This window comes from Nocardioides panacihumi, assembly GCF_039530925.1.
GTDB lineage: Bacteria > Actinomycetota > Actinomycetes > Propionibacteriales > Nocardioidaceae > Nocardioides > Nocardioides panacihumi.
This window is the reverse complement of sequence record NZ_BAAAPB010000004.1, coordinates 104,246-120,508: the sequence shown is the minus strand read 5'-3', so window position 1 is coordinate 120,508 and position 16,263 is coordinate 104,246. Positions and strand designations below refer to the sequence as shown.

The window sequence follows — 16,263 nt, the reverse complement described above, 5'->3', positions numbered from 1 at the left end:
CGACGATCGCCAGATGACACCGATGCTTCCTCCTCTGCACTCCCTGCTCGTCCTGCGCGACGTCGAGGGACGCACCTGGCAGAGCCGGGCGGAGGCGATCGACCCGTACGCGCTGACCGTCGCCCGCCCGTTCGACCTCCCGCTGGAGGACGGACCCGCGCCCGGAGCCACCATCGAGGTCACCTGGACGTGTGAGGGCGGCGCCTACAGCCTGCCGACGCAGCTGGTCGAGACGGTCCGCGAAGGGCTCGTCGCGATGTGGGTCGTCACACCTCAGGGCGAGACGACCCGCGCCCAGCGGCGCGCCCACTTCCGGCTCCCGCTCGACGGGGACGTCGCTCTGACCGTGGCCGGCGCGGTCGGCGGGGTCCTGGACGGCCACCTCGTCGACGTGAGCGAGGCGGCGCTGCGCGTCCGCGTCGCGCCGCGCGAGGCCGAAGCGTGCCCCGCCGGGTCGAGTGTCTCGGCGGTGTTCGAGATCCGGCAGGAGCGGTTCGACGTCGAGGGAACCGTGCTGCGCAGCTGGCCGAGCGAGCGCGCCAACGGCGACCCGGCCGCCGACGTCGTCGTGGTGCTCGACCTCAGCGAGCCGCAGGCACGTGACCTGCGCCGGGCGCTGATGGCCGAGCAGGTGCAGCGGCGGCGTCTCGCGCGGGACTGAGCGCCGCGTGCTGCCCTGGCACCGTGAGTGCCGAGTCGGCGCATCCTCGCACCGTGAGAGTGCCGAGTCGGCGCATCCTCGCACGCAAGCCTGCGAGGTTGCGCCGACTCGGCGGTCCTAGAACGCCAGGTTGCGCCGACTCGGCGGTTCTAGAGCGCCAGGTTGCGCCGACTCGGCGGTCCTAGAACGCCAGGTTGCGCCGACTCGGCGGTCCTGATCATCGCCCCTCTCGCGCCCCTGCCAGCTCGACCACACGATCGACCATGTCGAGCCCGGCCGTGTCGTGTGTGATCCAGAGGACGCTCCGGCCGTCTGCCTGCAGCACCTCGCGGGCGAGCGCATCCGCCGTCGCGGTGTCGAGGTGAGCGGTCGGCTCGTCGAGCACCAGGACGTCGTGGTCGGCCAGCAGGCTCCGCGCGACCGCGAGCCGGGCCCGCTCACCGCCGGAGACCTGGGCGTCACCGTCGCCCAGCCGGGTCCCCAACCCGTCCGGGAGGTCGTCGAGCCAGTCGCCGAGGTGCGCCTGGCGCAGCGCGGCCTCGACCTCGGCGTCGTCCGCGGCCGGCCGGGCGAGGCGGATGTTCTCGACCACGCTGGAGGCGAAGACGTGCGGGTCGTCGTCGACGAGCCCGACGGTGCGTCGTACGTCGTCCAGCGCGAGCGCCGGCATCGGGCGCGTGCCGAGCCGGACCTCGCCGGCGTCCGGGTCGACGAAACGCAGCATCAGGGCGGCCAGCGTGCTCTTGCCCGAGCCGCTCGGGCCGGTCACGCCGACCCGATCGCCGGAGGCGAGGCTGAGGTCGAGCCCGCCCAGCACGTGCCGGTCCCCCCATCTGACCGTCAGATCGGTGGCCTCGACCCTCGCGCCGTCGACGAGCTCGGGCTCGACCGGGTCGGCGACGGCCGGCTCGCGGGTCTCGAGGTCGTGCAGGCGGCGTTGCGCGGCGGCCGTGCGCGCGGCCAGGGCGCCGGCGTCGGCGAGCGTCCCGACCGGCTCGGCCAGCGCGAGCGGGGTGAGGATCAGCAGGGCGAGGACCGGTCCGCTGACGTGGCCGGCGGCGAGGCTGGCGACGGCCGCGACGCCGAAGCCGGCGGCGAGCAGGACCAGAGCACGGGCGAGTCCGAGCCGGCGCGCAGTGGCGACGGTCGCGGCCGCGACCTCCCGACCGGCCTCGTCGATCCCGGCGACCGCCCGCTCCTCGGCCTGCCACACGCGGAGCTCGGTCGCTGCCTGGACGGCCTCGGCGACCCGCTCGGACACGGCGGCGCGCCCGGTCACCGCCGCCTGCTCGGCCCTTCTCGCGCCGACCCGGGCGATCGCAAACGCGAGCCCGCCGACCGCGCACAGTGCGGCCACGACCGCGGACGCTCGCAGGTCGAGGAGCGCCGTCACCCCGACCGCGACAGCCCCCATCACGAGGAAGGACCGGACCGGCAGCTTGACCCGCAGCTCGTCGTCGAGCACGGCGTCGACGTCGTCCACGATCGCCGCGAGCACGTCACCGCGCCGCTTGCCCAGCCGCCCCGGCGTGAGCGGCACGACCGCGTCGTAGACCTGCACCCGCCGCGCCGCGAGCAGCCGCAGCGCGCGGTCGTGGGAGATCAGCCGCTCGGCGTACCTCAGCGCAGGCCGGGCGATCCCGAACGCCCGCACGGCCACGATCGCGACCAGCAGGGTGAGCACGGCGGGCTCGTACGACGCCTGCACGATCAGCCATCCCGCGGTCGCCGTCAGGGCCACCCCCGCCGTGCTCGCCAGCCCCCCGACCACCGCCGAGACGTCGATCCGTGGGGCCCGAGACGTCGATCCGTCCGGTGCGAGAGGTCGATCCCCACGGCCCGAGACGTCGATCCGGGGTGACCTCTCCGGGCGCGTGACACGCGCGGCCGCCAGCTCGACGACGTTGTCGGCGAGGGCGACGAGGGCCGGCCGGTGCGCGACGAGTACGACGGCCCGCGACCGCCCGAGCTCGGCGACCGTGTCGGCGATGAGCCGTTCGGTGTCGCCGTCCAGGTGCGCCGTCGGCTCGTCGAGGAGCACCCATGGCCGGTCCGAGAGCACCACCCGAGCCAGCGCCAGTCGCGCCCGCTCCCCCGCGGACAGCGACAGCCCGTCCTCGCCCAGCTGGTCGTCGAGGGCGACCCGGTCGTCGAGCGCGACCCGGCGCAGCACCGCGTTCAGCTCGTCGTCGGTCGCGTCCGTGCGAGCAAGTCGGAGGTTGTCCGCCACGGTGCCGGCCAGGAACACCGGACGCTGGGGCAGCAGTGCTATCCGGTCGGGCGCCGGCAGGTCGGCGTACCCGGTGGTGGGCGGGAGGAGACCCGCCAGCACCGCCAGCAGCGTCGACTTGCCGGAGCCGGACGGGCCGACGATGGCGGTGACGCCGCGGGCGGGGACATCGAGCGAGATCGGCGCGAGGGCCGGTGCGAGCCGTCCGGGATAGGTGACGCCAGCGTCGACGACCGCGAGGGATTGACCTCTCGAGCCGTGGGGATCGACCTCTCGGGCCGTGGGGATCGACGTCTCGGCGAAGGTGGCGGCTCCCTCGGCGGCCGCGTGGAACTCCGCACCGACGCGGCGCAGCGGCCAGTAGGCCTCGGGGGCGAGCAGGAGCACGACGAGCGCGGTCTGCAGTGAGAGCGAGCCGCCGGCCAGCCGCAGGCCGACGGTGACCGCCACGAGCGCCACGGACAGGGTCGCGACCAGCTCGAGGACGGCCGAGGAGGCGAAGGCGATGCGCAGCGTGCGCATGGTGCGACGGCGGTAGCGGTCGGTGACCGCCGCGATCACCGACGACTGCGCCCGCGCCCGGCGGAACGCGACGAGCGTCGGGAGTCCGCGCATGACGTCGAGGAAGTGGCCCGCGAGATCGGCCATCGCCCGCCACTGCGACTCGGCACGCTCGCGCGTGGCCAGCCCGACCAGGATCCCGAAGACCGGGATGAGCGGCAGGGTGGCGAGCACGATGAGGCCGGAGAGCGGGTCGAGCACCGCGATGGCGACCACCACGAGCGTCGGCAGCACGCCGGCGAGCACGAGCGCGGGCACGTAGCGGGTGAGGTACGGCTCGGTCGCCGCCGCACCGCGCGTGGCCAGCGCGGTGACGGCACCCGACGAGCCGGAGACCTCACCGCGGAGGGCGGCGCGGACGACCCGCCGGCGTACGTCGGCTCCGACCAGCGCCGCCGCCCGCGCGGCCGCGACGTCGGAGACCCAGCCGACCAGCGCCCGGGCCGCGAACACGGCCACGACCGCCGCGGCCCAGCCCGTCAGCGAGGTGGACGCCAGAGCCGCGAGCACCAGCTCGGTCACCGCCCACGCCTGCCCGACGAGGAGCAGCGCGCCCGCGACCCCGCAGAGCAGGACGACGGTCAGCGGCCGGGCGGCGACGGCGAGCTGCCGGCGTACGGCGGGGTCGGTCGGCCTCATGCGGTTGCAGGCTTCGGCCGCAGCTCGCCGTGCTCGAGGTCGGCGTCCGGCAGGTGGTGGACACCGATGCGGCGGCGGAAGACCCAGTAGGTCCAGGCCTGGTAGCAGAGCACCAGCGGAGTGAAGATCAGGGCGACGATCGTCATCACCTTGAGGGTGTAGTCGGTCGCCGAGGCGTTCGACGTGGTCAGCGAGACGCCGTCGGCCAACGTCGTGGGCATGACGTCGGGGAAGAGCGCCACGAAGAGGCCCGCCACTGCGCACGCGATCGCCACGAAGGTGCCGAGGAAGGCCCAGCCCTCCCGGGCGCGGGTGGCCATCAGCAGGCCGGTGACGAGCGCCAGGGCCGCCACGACGAAGAGCACGGCCGAGCCACCGTCGCCGGTGTGCGCCTGCGTCCAGGCCAGGAACACCACCGCGAGCAGCGCGGCGACCAGGCCGACACGGACCGCGAACACGCGGGCACGGTGCCGGATGTCGCCCTCCGTCTTGAGCGCCACGAACATCGCACCGTGGGTGAGGAAGAGCGTCAGCGTGACCAGTCCGCCGAGGATCGCGTAGGGGTTGAGCAGGGTCCAGAGGTTGCCGGTGAACTCCTTGTCGGCGTCGATCGGCACACCGTGCACGATGTTGGCGAAGGCGATGCCCCACAGCAGCGACGGCACGAACGACCCGACGATGATCACCCGGTCCCACCAGCCGGCCCAGGTCGCGCCGGGCCGCTGGTGGCGGTACTCGAACGCGACGCCGCGCACGATGAGCGCCAGCAGGATGAGCAGCAGCGGCAGGTAGAAGCCGGAGAAGAGCGTCGCGTACCACTCAGGGAAGGCCGCGAAGGTGGCACCGCCCGCGGTGAGCACCCAGACCTCGTTGCCGTCCCAGACAGGGCCGATCGTGTTGATCATGACGCGGCGCTCGCGGTCGTCACGGGCGAGCACCGGCAGCAGCATCCCGACGCCGAAGTCGAAGCCCTCGAGGGTGAAGTAGCCGATCCAGAGGACGGCGATGAGGCAGAACCAGACGGTGGACAGGTCGAGTCCGAACACGGGTCAGTCTCCTCAGTAGGCGAAGGTCAGGGGGCGGTCGGCGTCGTCCTCCGGTGGCCGGAGGCTCGGTGACGGCGGCTCGACGAACTCCTCCGGTCCCTTGCGGATGACACGGATCAGCAGCCCGACCTCGATCACGGCGAGGACCAGGTAGAGCAGCGTGAAGGACAGCATCGAGGTCCACACCTCGCCCGCCGAGACGCCCGGCGACACTGCGTTGCGGGTCGTCATGAGGCCGAAGACGACCCACGGCTGCCGCCCCATCTCGGTGAAGATCCAGCCGACGGAGTTGGCGAGGAGCACGAACAGCGGCACCGAGATCGTGAGCGCCGGGAACCAGCGCGACGTCGGCGTACGCCCCTTGCGGGTGAGCCACAGGATCAGCGCCGCTCCGCCGGCGCCGGCGAAGCCGAGCCCCATCATCCAGCGGAACGACCAGTACGTGACAGGGATGATCGGGGTGTAGTCGCCCGGGGAGTAGGTGCGGGCGTTCGGGTCGGAGCCGTACTTCTCGCGGTACTGCTGACTCAGCTGGTTGATGCCGTCGACCTTCTCGTCGAAGTGGCCGGTGGCCAGGAACGACAGCAGGCAGGGCACCTCGAGCGCCCACTTCTTCTCCTTGCCGTCCCGGGTGCCGATGGTGAAGAGCGAGAACGGCGCGCACGTGTCGGAGGTGTTCCAGAGCGCTTCTGCGGCGGCCATCTTCATCGGCTGGACCTCGGTCATGATCTTGCCCTGGACGTCGCCGGTGAAGACCACGACGAGACCCGAGCCGAGGAGCACCCAGGCGCCCAGGCGCGTCGAGCGCCGGTGCAGCGACTGGTCGTCGCGACGCCCGCGGACGTAGAGCCACGCGCTCACGCCGATCACGAAGGCGGCGCCGGTCATGTACGCCGCCCCGATGACGTGCGGGAACGTGCCGAGCTGGACCTTGTTGAACATCACGGCCCAGAAGTCGGTGAGCTCGGCCCGCCCGGACGTCGGGTTGTAGCGGTAGCCGACGGGGTGCTGCATCCACGAGTTGGCGGCCAGGATGAACCAGCTGGAGGCGAGCGTGCCGAGGTGCACGATCCACATGCACCCCGCGTGCAGGCCGCGCGGCAGCTTGTCCCAGCCGAAGATCCACAGGCCGATGAAGGTCGATTCGAGGAAGAAGGCCAGCAGCGCCTCGATGGCGAGCGGCGCCCCGAAGACGTCACCGACGAAGCGGGAGTAGTCCGACCAGTTCATGCCGAACTGGAACTCCTGCACGATGCCGGTCACCACCCCCATCGCGATGTTGATGAGGAAGAGCTTGCCGAAGAACTTCGTGATCCGGAGCCACTCCTCACGCTTCGTCCTCAGCCAGAGCGTCTCCATGAGGGCGACGATGAAGCTGAGCCCGATCGTGAGCGGGACGAAGAAGAAGTGATAGACGGTGACGATGCCGAACTGCCACCGCGCGAGATCCAAGACGCTGTCCACTCGGGGCACGATACTCCTTGTGAATCCATTCACAAGGACGCAAAGGGCCTCGATCCGTGGGACTATAGTCACTTTGTGAATCTCTTCACAAGCACGTGAGACCGGCAGCCGGCCCATGCCGGCTCAGGCCGACTTGGGCGCAACGTCGGCACGCCTTCGCCCCGTGCGCCGGCCCGCTCGCCCGCAGCGATCTTCGCCCTCTATCTGTCCTTCAGCCTCCAACCCAATTGATTGGGTATCATGACGAGCGAGCGGCCACTCGGTCGACTTGCTCACACATGAGGAGAATCGGAGTCGAGAGATGAGGTCCGTCCTTGCGATGGCGCTCTTCGCGTTCGCGCTGATAGGCGCCGCGTGCCTGAGTCCACGCGCACATGCCGACGCCGCCAGCGGCGTCTGCACATCGGGCGCCCGGCTCGGGTCTTACTCGAGCCTCGCAGTCCGCCCACAACTGGGCAGGTGAGCGGCCGCATGGGGTTGGGAGATCATCGACTCGGACGCGCGGTACACATCAGCCGGGCCGGACGGCAAGACACATCCCCAGTATCCGCGATGGGGACACATCTCCTGGTTCAAGGTGAAGCTGTGCCACAACCTCGTTGGCAAAGTGGGTTGCATTCAGTCGTACACCTACCGGATGGGCATCGTCGGGTACTGGGACGGCTCGAAGAAGTTGGCGTGATGTCGATGCAACCGATCCCCAAGTCCTCAGCCGAACCCGCCGCCGGTCCGCGCAACGACTCGCGCGCGGGCGGTCACGCCGTCGTCCTCGGGTTCCTGGCCGTGTTCGCGCTGCTGACCTGGAGCATGCCGTTCGGCGGCACGTTTGCGGTGGCTCTCATCGCATCATTCACCCTGTCGCAGGCACCACGATGGTGGCGTGCTCTCGTGGGTTGCCTCGCCTTGACCGGCTTCCTCTTCGGCCTCGCCTACACGGCGTACCTGTTCGTCAGCCACTGATGGCAGAACGCAACAGCGGGCCGCAGCCGATCGGCTGCGGCCCGCTGTGGGTGGTCGTTACTTGGCGCTGAGGAAGGCCAGCAGGTCCTGCCGGGTGAGTACGCCGACGGGCTTGCCGTCCTCGTGGACGAGCACGGCGTCGGCGGACTCGAGCAGCTTGACCGCGGCGCCGGCGTCCTCGGTCGAGCCGATGGTGGGCAGCGCCGGCGACATGTGCTCGTCGACCGAGTCGGTGAGCCGCGCGTTGCCCGTGAACAGCGCGTCCATCAGGCTCCGCTCGGAGACCGAGCCGGCGACCTCGGCGGCGACGATGGGCGGCTCGGCACGGACGACGGGCATCTGGCTGACGCCGTACTCCTGCAGGATGTGGATCGCCTCCGCGACCGTCTCGCTCGGGTGCGTGTGCACCAGGTCGGGCAGCTGGCCGCTCTTGCCGCGCAGCACCTCCCCCACCGTCTGGGACGGGGTCTCGCCGCCCGTCGGGAAGCCGTACTGCGCCAGCCAGGCGTCGTTGAAGACCTTGGTCAGGTAGCCACGCCCCGAGTCGGGGAGCAGCACGACGATCACGGCGTCGGTGCGTCCCGCCGCGGCGAGCTCGTGGGCGAGCTGCTTCGCGGCGTACGCCGCCATGCCGGACGAGCCGCCGACGAGCAGCGCCTCCTCCCGCGCGAGCCGCCGCGTGAAGGCGAACGAGTCCGCGTCGGAGACCTCGATGATCCGGTCGGCGACGCCGCGGTCGTAGGTCTCCGGCCAGAAGTCCTCGCCGACGCCCTCGACCAGGTAGGGACGGCCCGTGCCGCCGGAGTAGACCGAGCCGGCCGGGTCGGCGCCGATCACCTGGATGTCCGGGTTCTGCTCCTTGAGGTAACGGCCGATGCCGCTGATCGTCCCGCCGGTGCCGACGCCCGCGACGAAGTGCGTGATCCGACCCTCGGTCTGACGCCAGATCTCCGGACCGGTGTCCTCGTAGTGCGAGCGCGGGTTGTTCGGGTTCGAGTACTGGTCCGGCTTCCACGCACCGGGCTGGCTCGCGAGCCGGTCGCTGACGTTGTAGTAGCTGTCGGGGTGCTCGGGGGGGACGGCCGTCGGGCAGACGACCACCTCGGCGCCGTACGCCTTCAGCACGTTGCGCTTGTCCTCGCTGACCTTGTCAGGGCAGACGAAGACGCACTTGTAGCCCTTCTGCTGGGCCACCATGGCGAGGCCGACGCCGGTGTTGCCCGAGGTCGGCTCCACGATCGTGCCGCCTGGCTGGAGCGCACCCGAGGCCTCGGCGGCCTCGATCATCCGGGTGGCGATCCGGTCCTTCACGGAGCCACCTGGGTTGAGGTACTCCACCTTGGCGAGGACGAGCGGGCCGGCCTGGGTGTCGCCGGACGGCAGGTCGAGGGTGCGTCCGAGCCTCAGCAGCGGGGTGTTGCCGATGAGGTCGATGAGCGAGTTCACATACTCCACATCGCCAGCGTACGGCGACGGGCCCCTGCCAGGCCCATCTGCGCGCTCTCCTATGGTGTGGACGTGCGTTCACGCAGCCGAGGCCTCCCCACCAAGGCCGCCACCTTTGCGGCCGGCGGCCTCGGTGCCACCGCCGTGGGGCTGGTCGCGCTGCTGGCCGCCGAGGCCAAGTTCGCACACGCGACCGTGCACGCCGTCGAGATGAAGCCGCCCCCCGACGCGACCGGGTGGTACGGCCACGGCCGGCGTGGCACGCCGATCAAGGTCGCCTTGCTCGGTGACTCCTCCGCCGCCGGCTACGGGCTCGAGGACGTCAAGGAGACGCCCGGCGCCATGCTCGCCGGCGGCATCTCCGAGCAGACCGGGCGACCCGTCCGCCTCGACGAGATCGCGGTGGTCGGCGCCCTCTCCGCGGACCTCGACCTGCAGGTCGACCGCGCGCTGGCGCTGAAGCCCGACGTCGCGGTCATCCTCATCGGCGCCAACGACGTCGTGCGGCTCAAGCGCCCGTCCGTGTCCGTCCGCCACCTGGCACGCGGTGTGCGCCGGCTGCGCGAGGCGGGCATCGGCGTCGTCGTCGGCACCTGCCCCGACCTCGGCACCATCCAGCCGATCCTGCCCCCGTTGCGCCAGATCGCCCGTGCCTGGTCGCGACGCATCGCGGCCGAGCAGACGGTGCACACGATCCGCGCGGGCGGTCGCACCCTGTCTCTCGCCGACATCCTCGGCGCGGAGTTCCGCGCGCAGCCGGGCTTCTTCTTCGGACCGGACAAGTTCCATCCCAGCGCGCACGGCTACGCGGCGCTCGCGGCGGTGCTGGTGCCCTCGACGCTGGCCGCGATCGGCCTGGTCGGCGACCAGGAGGCCGACCTCGAGGTGATCCGAGGCCGGGTGGTCCTTCCGATCGCGGCCGCTGCGCTGCGCGCCGTCAACCGGCAGGGCACCGAGCTCGACCCGACGGAGATGCCGCCGCGCCGGTTCGGCGTACGGGGTCTGTGGGTCACTCTGCGCCGGCGCCGGCGCCGCGCCGTACATCCCGAGGCGCCCGAGGTCGAGGCCGCGGCGGACTGAGGCGGCTGCCCGTCCGGCCGGTCTCGGCTGGGAGCGCTCGAAGTGTCACGGTGATAGTTGGCGCGACCGGTGCCTGGGCTGCAGCGGGGGCACCCAAGTATCACCGTGATAGTTCGCGCGACCGGTGATAGTTGCGATCTATCACCGACCGCTCGAAGTGTCACGGTGATGGTTGGCGCGACCGGTGTCCGGGCTGCACCGGGGGCGCCCAAGTATCACCGTGATAGTTCGCGCGACCGGTGATAGTTGCGATCTATCACCGACCGCTCGAAGTGTCACGGTGATAGTTGGGCGGCGCACGGGAGTATCACCGAGACGGTCGGCGGCCGCAGACGACGAAGCGGCCGCCGGGAGTCCCGGCGGCCGCTCGTCGCTGATGTCAGTTGTCGCTGAAGAAGGCGAGGATCCGCAGCAGGTTGGTGTAGATCCAGACCAGGCTGACCGTCATCGCGAACGCCGCGCGCCACGACTCCTGCTCGTCGAGACCGTTGCGGACGCCCTGCTCGACGAAGTCGAAGTCGAGGATCAGCATGAAGATGCCGAGCACCAGACCACCGACGGCGGTGAGCATGCCCAGACCGCTGACCGCGAAGAGGCCGAGGTCGGCGTTGAACAGGCTCAGCACCAGCTCCATGAGCGACAGGCCGATGAGGCCGAAGACAGCCGCCATGACGAACGTACGGAACTTCGACCCGACCTTGATGTCGAAGAACTTGTAGGCGGCCAGCGTGCCGGCGAACGCCGCGAAGGTGCCGATGACGGCGCCGGAGACGACGCCGCCGCCGTACGTCGCGTCGAACAGCTTGCTGATGCCGCCGAGCGCGACACCCTCGAACGCCGCGAACGCGATGACGAGCGCCGGGCTGATGACACGCTTGAACGAGTTGACCATCGACAGCGCGAAGGCGCCGAGCGAGCCGATCGTGACGGCCGCCATGATCGGGCCGAGGTTCACGGTCGCGGCGTCGAGCGACGGGGTCAGGATCCATGTCACCAAGGCGGTCACGATGACGACGCCGAGTGCGATCGCGGTCTTCTGGACGACGGAGTCGATGGTCATGGGGCCGCCGACACGGGCGGGTGCGCCCGGCGTGCCCGTCCCCCACGTGCTGGGGTCGGAGTAGCCGGAGCCCGAGCCGTAGCCCGAGTAGGCCTGCCCGTTGCCGGCGTACGTCGCGTTGCCGTAGGCGTTCTTGTTGAAGCCCTCGGATCGACGGAACACCGGGTTGTTGCTCTGCATGGTCTCTCCTTGGAGGCCGAGGGCCGTCGCTCTGACGACACCTGATGGCGCCATCCTAGGCACCTCTCATGGGGTGGAACGTCCGGTCGGGCCGGGACGTTCCGCCCCCACGCCGAGAAAGATCTGACTTTTGTATCGATCATCGATCGATCCAGGTGCCCCCACTGGGACTCGAACCCAGACTGAACCGCTTTTAAGGCGGCTTCCTCTGCCGATTGGGATACGGGGGCCTCAGGGCGTCATACGGTACGGCTGCCCTGACCGCCGACTCGTATGACGCCCCGAGGCTAGTGGGGGCCCTCGTCGAGGAGCGACCAGGCGATGCCGTCCAGGATGTCGCTCTCGGACACGACCAGGTGCTCGACGGGGGCGCGGCGCAGCACCCGGCTCAGGATCAGCGCGCCGGCGGCGATCACGTCGGCGCGCCCCGGGTGCATCCACGGCAGGGCGAGCCGCTCGTTGACCGTCATCGCGACCAGCCGGTCGACGAGCGCATGGACGTCGCCGACGGCGAGCACGGCCTGGTCGATGGCCTCACGGGAGTACGCCGGCAGGTCGAGCACCCCCGCCGCCAGCGTCGTGATCGTGCCGGCCACGCCGACGACCGCGGCCGCCCGTGTCGGCGTGACAGGACTCTGGTCGAGGTGGTCGTCGATGTCGCGCACGCACGCCGCGACCTGGGTCATCGTCGGCGGGTCCGAGCGCAGATGCCGCTCGTGCAGCCGGACCGAGCCGATGTCCATCGAATGGGCGGCCGAGGGCGGCGCCGTGAGCGAGGCCCCACGGATCAGCTCCGTCGACCCGCCCCCGATGTCGACGACGAGCACCGGGAGGTCGGGCTCGTGACGCAGGTGCCGGACGGCGCCCTCGAAGGCCAGCGCGGCCTCCTCGGCCCCCGACACGACCTCCGGCTCGACCCCGAGCCGGTCGCGCACGCCCGAGGTGAACACGCCGGAGTTCTCCGCGTCCCGGGTGGCCGACGTGGCCACGAAGCGGACACGCTCGGCACGGTGGTCACGGATGAGGCCGGCGTACTCCTCGATGGCGGCGAACGCCCGCCCGAGCGCCTCCTCGGTGATGACGCCCGAGGCGTCCAGGCCCTGGCCCAGCCGGACCATCCGGGCCTCGCGCACGAGGTCGACGAGGCCCTCCGGCTCCTGCCTGCCGATGAGCAGCTTGATCGTGTTGGTGCCGCAGTCGATCGCGGCGACGACCGTCATCCCCTCATGCCTGGGAGACGTCGACGCACGGCCCGCTGTCCCACCACGCGCCCAGCGCGTCGAGCACCTCGTCGCCGAGCGGGTTGACCCCGCGACCCTGGGCGAGGGCCTGGCCGGCCAGCACGTGCAGACACTTGACGCGGTCGGGCATCCCGCCGGCGGAGATGCCGTCGATCTCGGGGACGCTGCCGAGCTCGGCCCGTGCGGCGAGGTAGCGCTCGTGCGCGTTGCTGTAGGCCGCGGCCAGCTCCGGGTCGGTGCCGAGCCGGTCCTGCATCTCCTTCATGACGCCCTCGCCCTCGAGCGTGCCGATCCGGGAGGCGGCGCGCGGGCAGGTCAGGTAGTACGTCGTCGGGAACGGCGTGCCGTCGGGCAGTCGAGGCTCGGTCGTGACGACGTCCGGCAACGAGCACGGGCAGCGGTGGCCGATCTCGTGGATGCCCCGGGGCAGCCGACCGAGCTGAGCGGCGACGGCCGCCTCGTCGGCAGGATCGATCACTGCGTTCCCTTCAGTCCGTTGATCTTCCGCGCGGGCGCACGCTCGTCGAGGGCCGGCGGGTCACCGGCGAGCTGGACCGACGCCCACGCATCCTCCCACCAGGCCTTCGGCTTGTGCGAGCCGATCGCGTCAGGCGACGTCAGCTCCGACTCGGGCTGGATGCGGTTGCCGCTCGCGTCGAGGACGACGTACGAGGTCTCCCCCGGCATGACGTAGCCGAACCGCTGGCGCGCCTCCTTCTCGACGAAGGCCGGGTCCTGCCAGCGTTCCTTCTCGGTCCGGAGCTGGTCGATCGTCTGCGAGCGCTGGGCGATCTGGGCCCGGAGCGCGTCGATGTGGTCGCGCTGCTGCAGGTAGGCCTTGAGCGAGGACGCGAACGACACGACCAGCACGGCGACGACGAGCACGAGCACGGCGGCGCGGCCGGTCAGCTTGGGATGGGACCGGGGGTCGATCTTCGCGATCCGGTCAGCGGCGGCCGCGGCAGCCGCACGGGCCTCCGCGGCGCGGCGCGCTGCCGGCGTACGTCCTGGGCCGGTGCGACCGCGGGGCCCCCGCGTGGAGCTGCGTCGCTGATCGGCCATGGGCCGATTCTCCCCGATGCCCCTGCCCGATCCGGGGAGTGAAACGCAGGGACGTCATACGGTCCGGCTGTTTGAGCAGCCAGCCCGTATGACGTCCCGAGAGCGTCAGCCCTGGTAGCGCGGGAACGCGCCGCGACCGGCGTACCGCGCGGCCTCGGCGAGCTCGTCCTCGATGCGGAGGAGCTGGTTGTACTTCGCGACGCGCTCGGACCGTGCCGGGGCACCCGTCTTGATCTGGCCGCAGTTCGTCGCGACGGCCAGGTCGGCGATCGTGGTGTCCTCGGTCTCGCCGGAGCGGTGGCTCATCATGCAGCGGTAGCCGTTGCGGTGGGCCAGCTCGACCGAGTCGAGCGTCTCGGTCAGGGATCCGATCTGGTTGACCTTCACCAGCAGCGCGTTGGCCTGGCCGCCCTGGATGCCGCGGGCGAGGCGCTCGACGTTGGTGACGAACAGGTCGTCGCCGACGAGCTGGGTCTTGCTGCCGAGCGAGTCGGTGATGGCCTTCCAGCCGTCCCAGTCCTCCTCGTCGAGCGGGTCCTCGACGCTCACGATCGGGTACGACGCAACCAGGTCGGCGTAGTAGGCGATCATCTCGTCGGAAGTCTTGGACGCGCCCTCGAAGGTGTAGCCCCCGTCGGCGTGGAACTCCGAGGCCGCGACGTCGAGCGCGAGGACGACGTCCTTGCCGAGCTCGTAGCCGGCCTTCCCGACCGCCTCGGCGATGAGGTCGAGCGCCGCGCGGTTCGACGGCAGGTCGGGTGCGAAGCCACCCTCGTCACCGACGCCGGTCGCCAGGCCGCGAGCCTTCAGGACCGACTTGAGCGCGTGGTAGACCTCGGCGCCCGAGCGGACGGCGTCACGGAAGGTCGGCGCGCCGATCGGCGCGATCATGAACTCCTGGATGTCCACGTTGGTGTCGGCGTGGGCGCCGCCGTTGAGAATGTTCATCATCGGCACCGGCAGCAGGTGGGCGTTCGGCCCGCCGACGTAGCGGTAGAGCGGAAGGCCCGAGCTGTCGGCCGCGGCGCGGGCGACGGCCAGCGAGACGCCGAGGATCGCGTTGGCGCCGACGTTGGCCTTGTTGGGCGTGCCGTCCGCGTCGATCATCGCCTGGTCGACCAGCCGCTGGTCGTCGGCGTCGAGCCCCTCCACGACGGGGGCCAGCGTCTCGACGACGGCCTCGACGGCCTTCTCGACGCCCTTGCCGGCGTACCGCTCGCCGCCGTCGCGCAGCTCGACGGCCTCGAACGCGCCGGTGGAGGCGCCGGACGGGACGGCGGCACGGGCGAAGGTGCCGTCCTCCAGGAGGACCTCGACCTCGACGGTGGGGTTGCCGCGCGAGTCGAGGATCTCGCGGGCGCCGACAGCTTCGATCGCAGACACTGATGCACTCCTAGGTCGGTGAGGTCGGTGGGACCGCCCGCCAGCCTAGTGGGCCGACCGGATGCCTCGCGCCGGGCGTCTCGCCGGTGCCGGGAACGGGTGCCGTGATCGGTGCTACTGGGCGCACTCGCCGGAGGCGAGGTTCTCCTCGGCCCACGTCGTGATGGCCTCGAAGGCCGGCGCGAGCGCCTGGCCCGACGGCGTGAGCTGGTAGGTCACCGACACCGGCGGGCCGGCATCGACGGTGCGCTCGAAGAGCCCGGCCCTGGTCAGCTCGGAGAGCCGCTCGGACAGCATGGAGTCGCTGATCCCGGGTACGGCGCGCTTGAGCTCGGCGTACCCCGCCGGGCCGCCGAGTAGCACCCCCAGGAGGACGCCGTTCCACCGCTTGCCGAGGAAGCCGAAGGCGCGCGCCAGGGCCCCGGCACACTCTCGGGTCTCGTGACGGACGTCACCGGCGGTCATGACTGAAGAGCGTACGGCGTGGCCCCGATATTCCGGGTCACTTTTATTTCCGTAGTTACGGGAATGTCCAGAGCGACCCGGAAGTTGAGAGCAGCATGACCGCCACCACTGCGTCCACGACCAGCCCCATCGTCCTCGAGCCGCTCGACGCCCGCGGGCGCGAGATCGTCTTCACGCACGCCCGCACCGTGAACACCTTCGCCGACGTGCCGGTGTCGGACGAGCAGCTCCGCGACATCTGGGAGCTGACCCGCTTCACCCCGACGATGGCCAACACCCAGCCGATGCGCGTCGTCTTCGTGCGTACGCCGGAGGGCAAGGACCGGCTCGTCGAGCACATGGCCGAGGGCAACCGCGCCAAGACCGCGTCCGCCCCGGTCACCGCGATCGTCGCCTACGACCAGAACTGGCACGAGGAGATCCCCAACGTCTTCCCGATCCGTCCGGAGATGAAGGACTACTTCGCCTCCGACGAGGCCGCCCGTCACGGCGCCGGCAACTTCTCCGCCGCGCTCCAGGCCGGCGCGTTCATCCTCGCCGTCCGCGCCGCCGGCCTCGCCGCCGGTCCGATGGCCGGCTACGACAAGGACGCCATCGACGCCGCGTTCTTCCCCGAGGGCGACTGGACCACGCTGATGGTCGTCAACATCGGTCACCCGGGCGACGGCGCCTGGTTCGACCGGCTTCCTCGTGTCGACGTCGACAAGGCTGTCGCCTGGGCCTGACCGCCCACGCCGAGTCGGCGCATCCTCGCACCACCAGCGCCTCGAGTCGGCGCATCCTCG

At 71.1% G+C, this 16,263-nt stretch carries 14 protein-coding genes and 1 tRNA gene; 4 read left to right on the top strand and 11 right to left on the bottom strand.

Going from position 1 to position 16,263, the window contains the following annotated elements; all coding sequences use genetic code 11:
• Positions 1–13 precede the first annotated feature (13 nt).
• Complete coding sequence (locus tag ABD205_RS16580; protein WP_344046656.1) at positions 14–661, top strand: PilZ domain-containing protein; 648 nt, start codon at positions 14–16, stop codon at positions 659–661.
• A gap of 217 nt (positions 662–878) precedes the next feature.
• Here ABD205_RS16580 and cydD read toward each other — a convergent pair whose 3' ends face one another.
• The 3 genes from cydD to ABD205_RS16565 are packed head-to-tail and all read right to left on the bottom strand — an operon-like array spanning position 879 to position 6,601.
• Positions 879–4,091 (bottom strand): thiol reductant ABC exporter subunit CydD, encoded by a 3,213-nt coding sequence (gene cydD, locus ABD205_RS16575; protein WP_344046654.1) that lies wholly within the window; start codon positions 4,089–4,091, stop codon positions 879–881.
• Positions 4,088–5,137 carry a cytochrome d ubiquinol oxidase subunit II gene (cydB, locus tag ABD205_RS16570; RefSeq protein WP_344046652.1) on the bottom strand — a complete coding sequence of 350 codons (1,050 nt, stop codon included), beginning with the start codon at positions 5,135–5,137 and terminating at the stop codon, positions 4,088–4,090. The genes cydD and cydB overlap by 4 nt, the downstream gene beginning before the upstream one ends.
• A 12-nt stretch (positions 5,138–5,149) precedes the next feature.
• Positions 5,150–6,601 (bottom strand): cytochrome ubiquinol oxidase subunit I, encoded by a 1,452-nt coding sequence (locus ABD205_RS16565; RefSeq protein WP_344046650.1) that lies wholly within the window; start codon positions 6,599–6,601, stop codon positions 5,150–5,152.
• A gap of 681 nt (positions 6,602–7,282) precedes the next feature.
• On the opposite strand from ABD205_RS16565, the gene ABD205_RS16560 reads away from it, so the two are divergent.
• A complete protein-coding gene (locus ABD205_RS16560) occupies positions 7,283–7,561 on the top strand; it encodes a hypothetical protein (RefSeq protein ID WP_344046649.1) in 279 nt (92 codons plus the stop codon).
• A gap of 57 nt (positions 7,562–7,618) precedes the next feature.
• Here ABD205_RS16560 and ABD205_RS16555 read toward each other — a convergent pair whose 3' ends face one another.
• Positions 7,619–9,016 (bottom strand): cystathionine beta-synthase, encoded by a 1,398-nt coding sequence (locus ABD205_RS16555; protein ID WP_344046648.1) that lies wholly within the window; start codon positions 9,014–9,016, stop codon positions 7,619–7,621.
• Between the two features lie 63 nt (positions 9,017–9,079).
• Here ABD205_RS16555 and ABD205_RS16550 point away from each other — a divergent pair, with 63 nt between their 5' ends.
• Entirely contained in the window at positions 9,080–10,087 is a 1,008-nt protein-coding gene (locus ABD205_RS16550; protein ID WP_344046646.1) for an SGNH/GDSL hydrolase family protein, read from the top strand.
• Between the two features lie 379 nt (positions 10,088–10,466).
• Here ABD205_RS16550 and ABD205_RS16545 read toward each other — a convergent pair whose 3' ends face one another.
• From ABD205_RS16545 to ABD205_RS16515, 7 genes are all read right to left on the bottom strand, one after another.
• Complete coding sequence (locus tag ABD205_RS16545; protein WP_344046643.1) at positions 10,467–11,327, bottom strand: Bax inhibitor-1/YccA family protein; 861 nt, start codon at positions 11,325–11,327, stop codon at positions 10,467–10,469.
• Positions 11,328–11,483: 156 nt separating this feature from the next.
• Positions 11,484–11,557: transfer RNA gene (locus tag ABD205_RS16540), tRNA-Leu, on the bottom strand.
• Between the two features lie 57 nt (positions 11,558–11,614).
• Entirely contained in the window at positions 11,615–12,547 is a 933-nt protein-coding gene (locus ABD205_RS16535) for a Ppx/GppA phosphatase family protein (RefSeq protein ID WP_344046641.1), read from the bottom strand.
• Between the two features lie 4 nt (positions 12,548–12,551).
• Positions 12,552–13,046, bottom strand: a complete 495-nt coding sequence (locus ABD205_RS16530) for a DUF501 domain-containing protein (RefSeq protein ID WP_344046639.1) — start codon at positions 13,044–13,046, stop codon at positions 12,552–12,554.
• Positions 13,043–13,630: an FtsB family cell division protein gene (locus tag ABD205_RS16525; RefSeq protein WP_344046637.1), complete on the bottom strand. Its 588-nt coding sequence runs from the start codon at positions 13,628–13,630 to the stop codon at positions 13,043–13,045. Before ABD205_RS16525 ends, ABD205_RS16530 begins: the two co-directional genes overlap by 4 nt.
• 105 nt (positions 13,631–13,735) lie before the next feature.
• Positions 13,736–15,013, bottom strand: a complete 1,278-nt coding sequence (gene eno / locus ABD205_RS16520; protein WP_344046635.1) for a phosphopyruvate hydratase — start codon at positions 15,011–15,013, stop codon at positions 13,736–13,738.
• Positions 15,014–15,127: 114 nt separating this feature from the next.
• On the bottom strand, positions 15,128–15,478 hold the full coding sequence (locus ABD205_RS16515) for a winged helix-turn-helix transcriptional regulator (protein ID WP_344046633.1): 351 nt from the start codon (positions 15,476–15,478) through the stop codon (positions 15,128–15,130).
• A gap of 95 nt (positions 15,479–15,573) precedes the next feature.
• On the opposite strand from ABD205_RS16515, the gene ABD205_RS16510 reads away from it, so the two are divergent.
• Complete coding sequence (locus ABD205_RS16510) at positions 15,574–16,203, top strand: malonic semialdehyde reductase (RefSeq protein ID WP_344046631.1); 630 nt, start codon at positions 15,574–15,576, stop codon at positions 16,201–16,203.
• Positions 16,204–16,263: the final 60 nt, after the last annotated feature.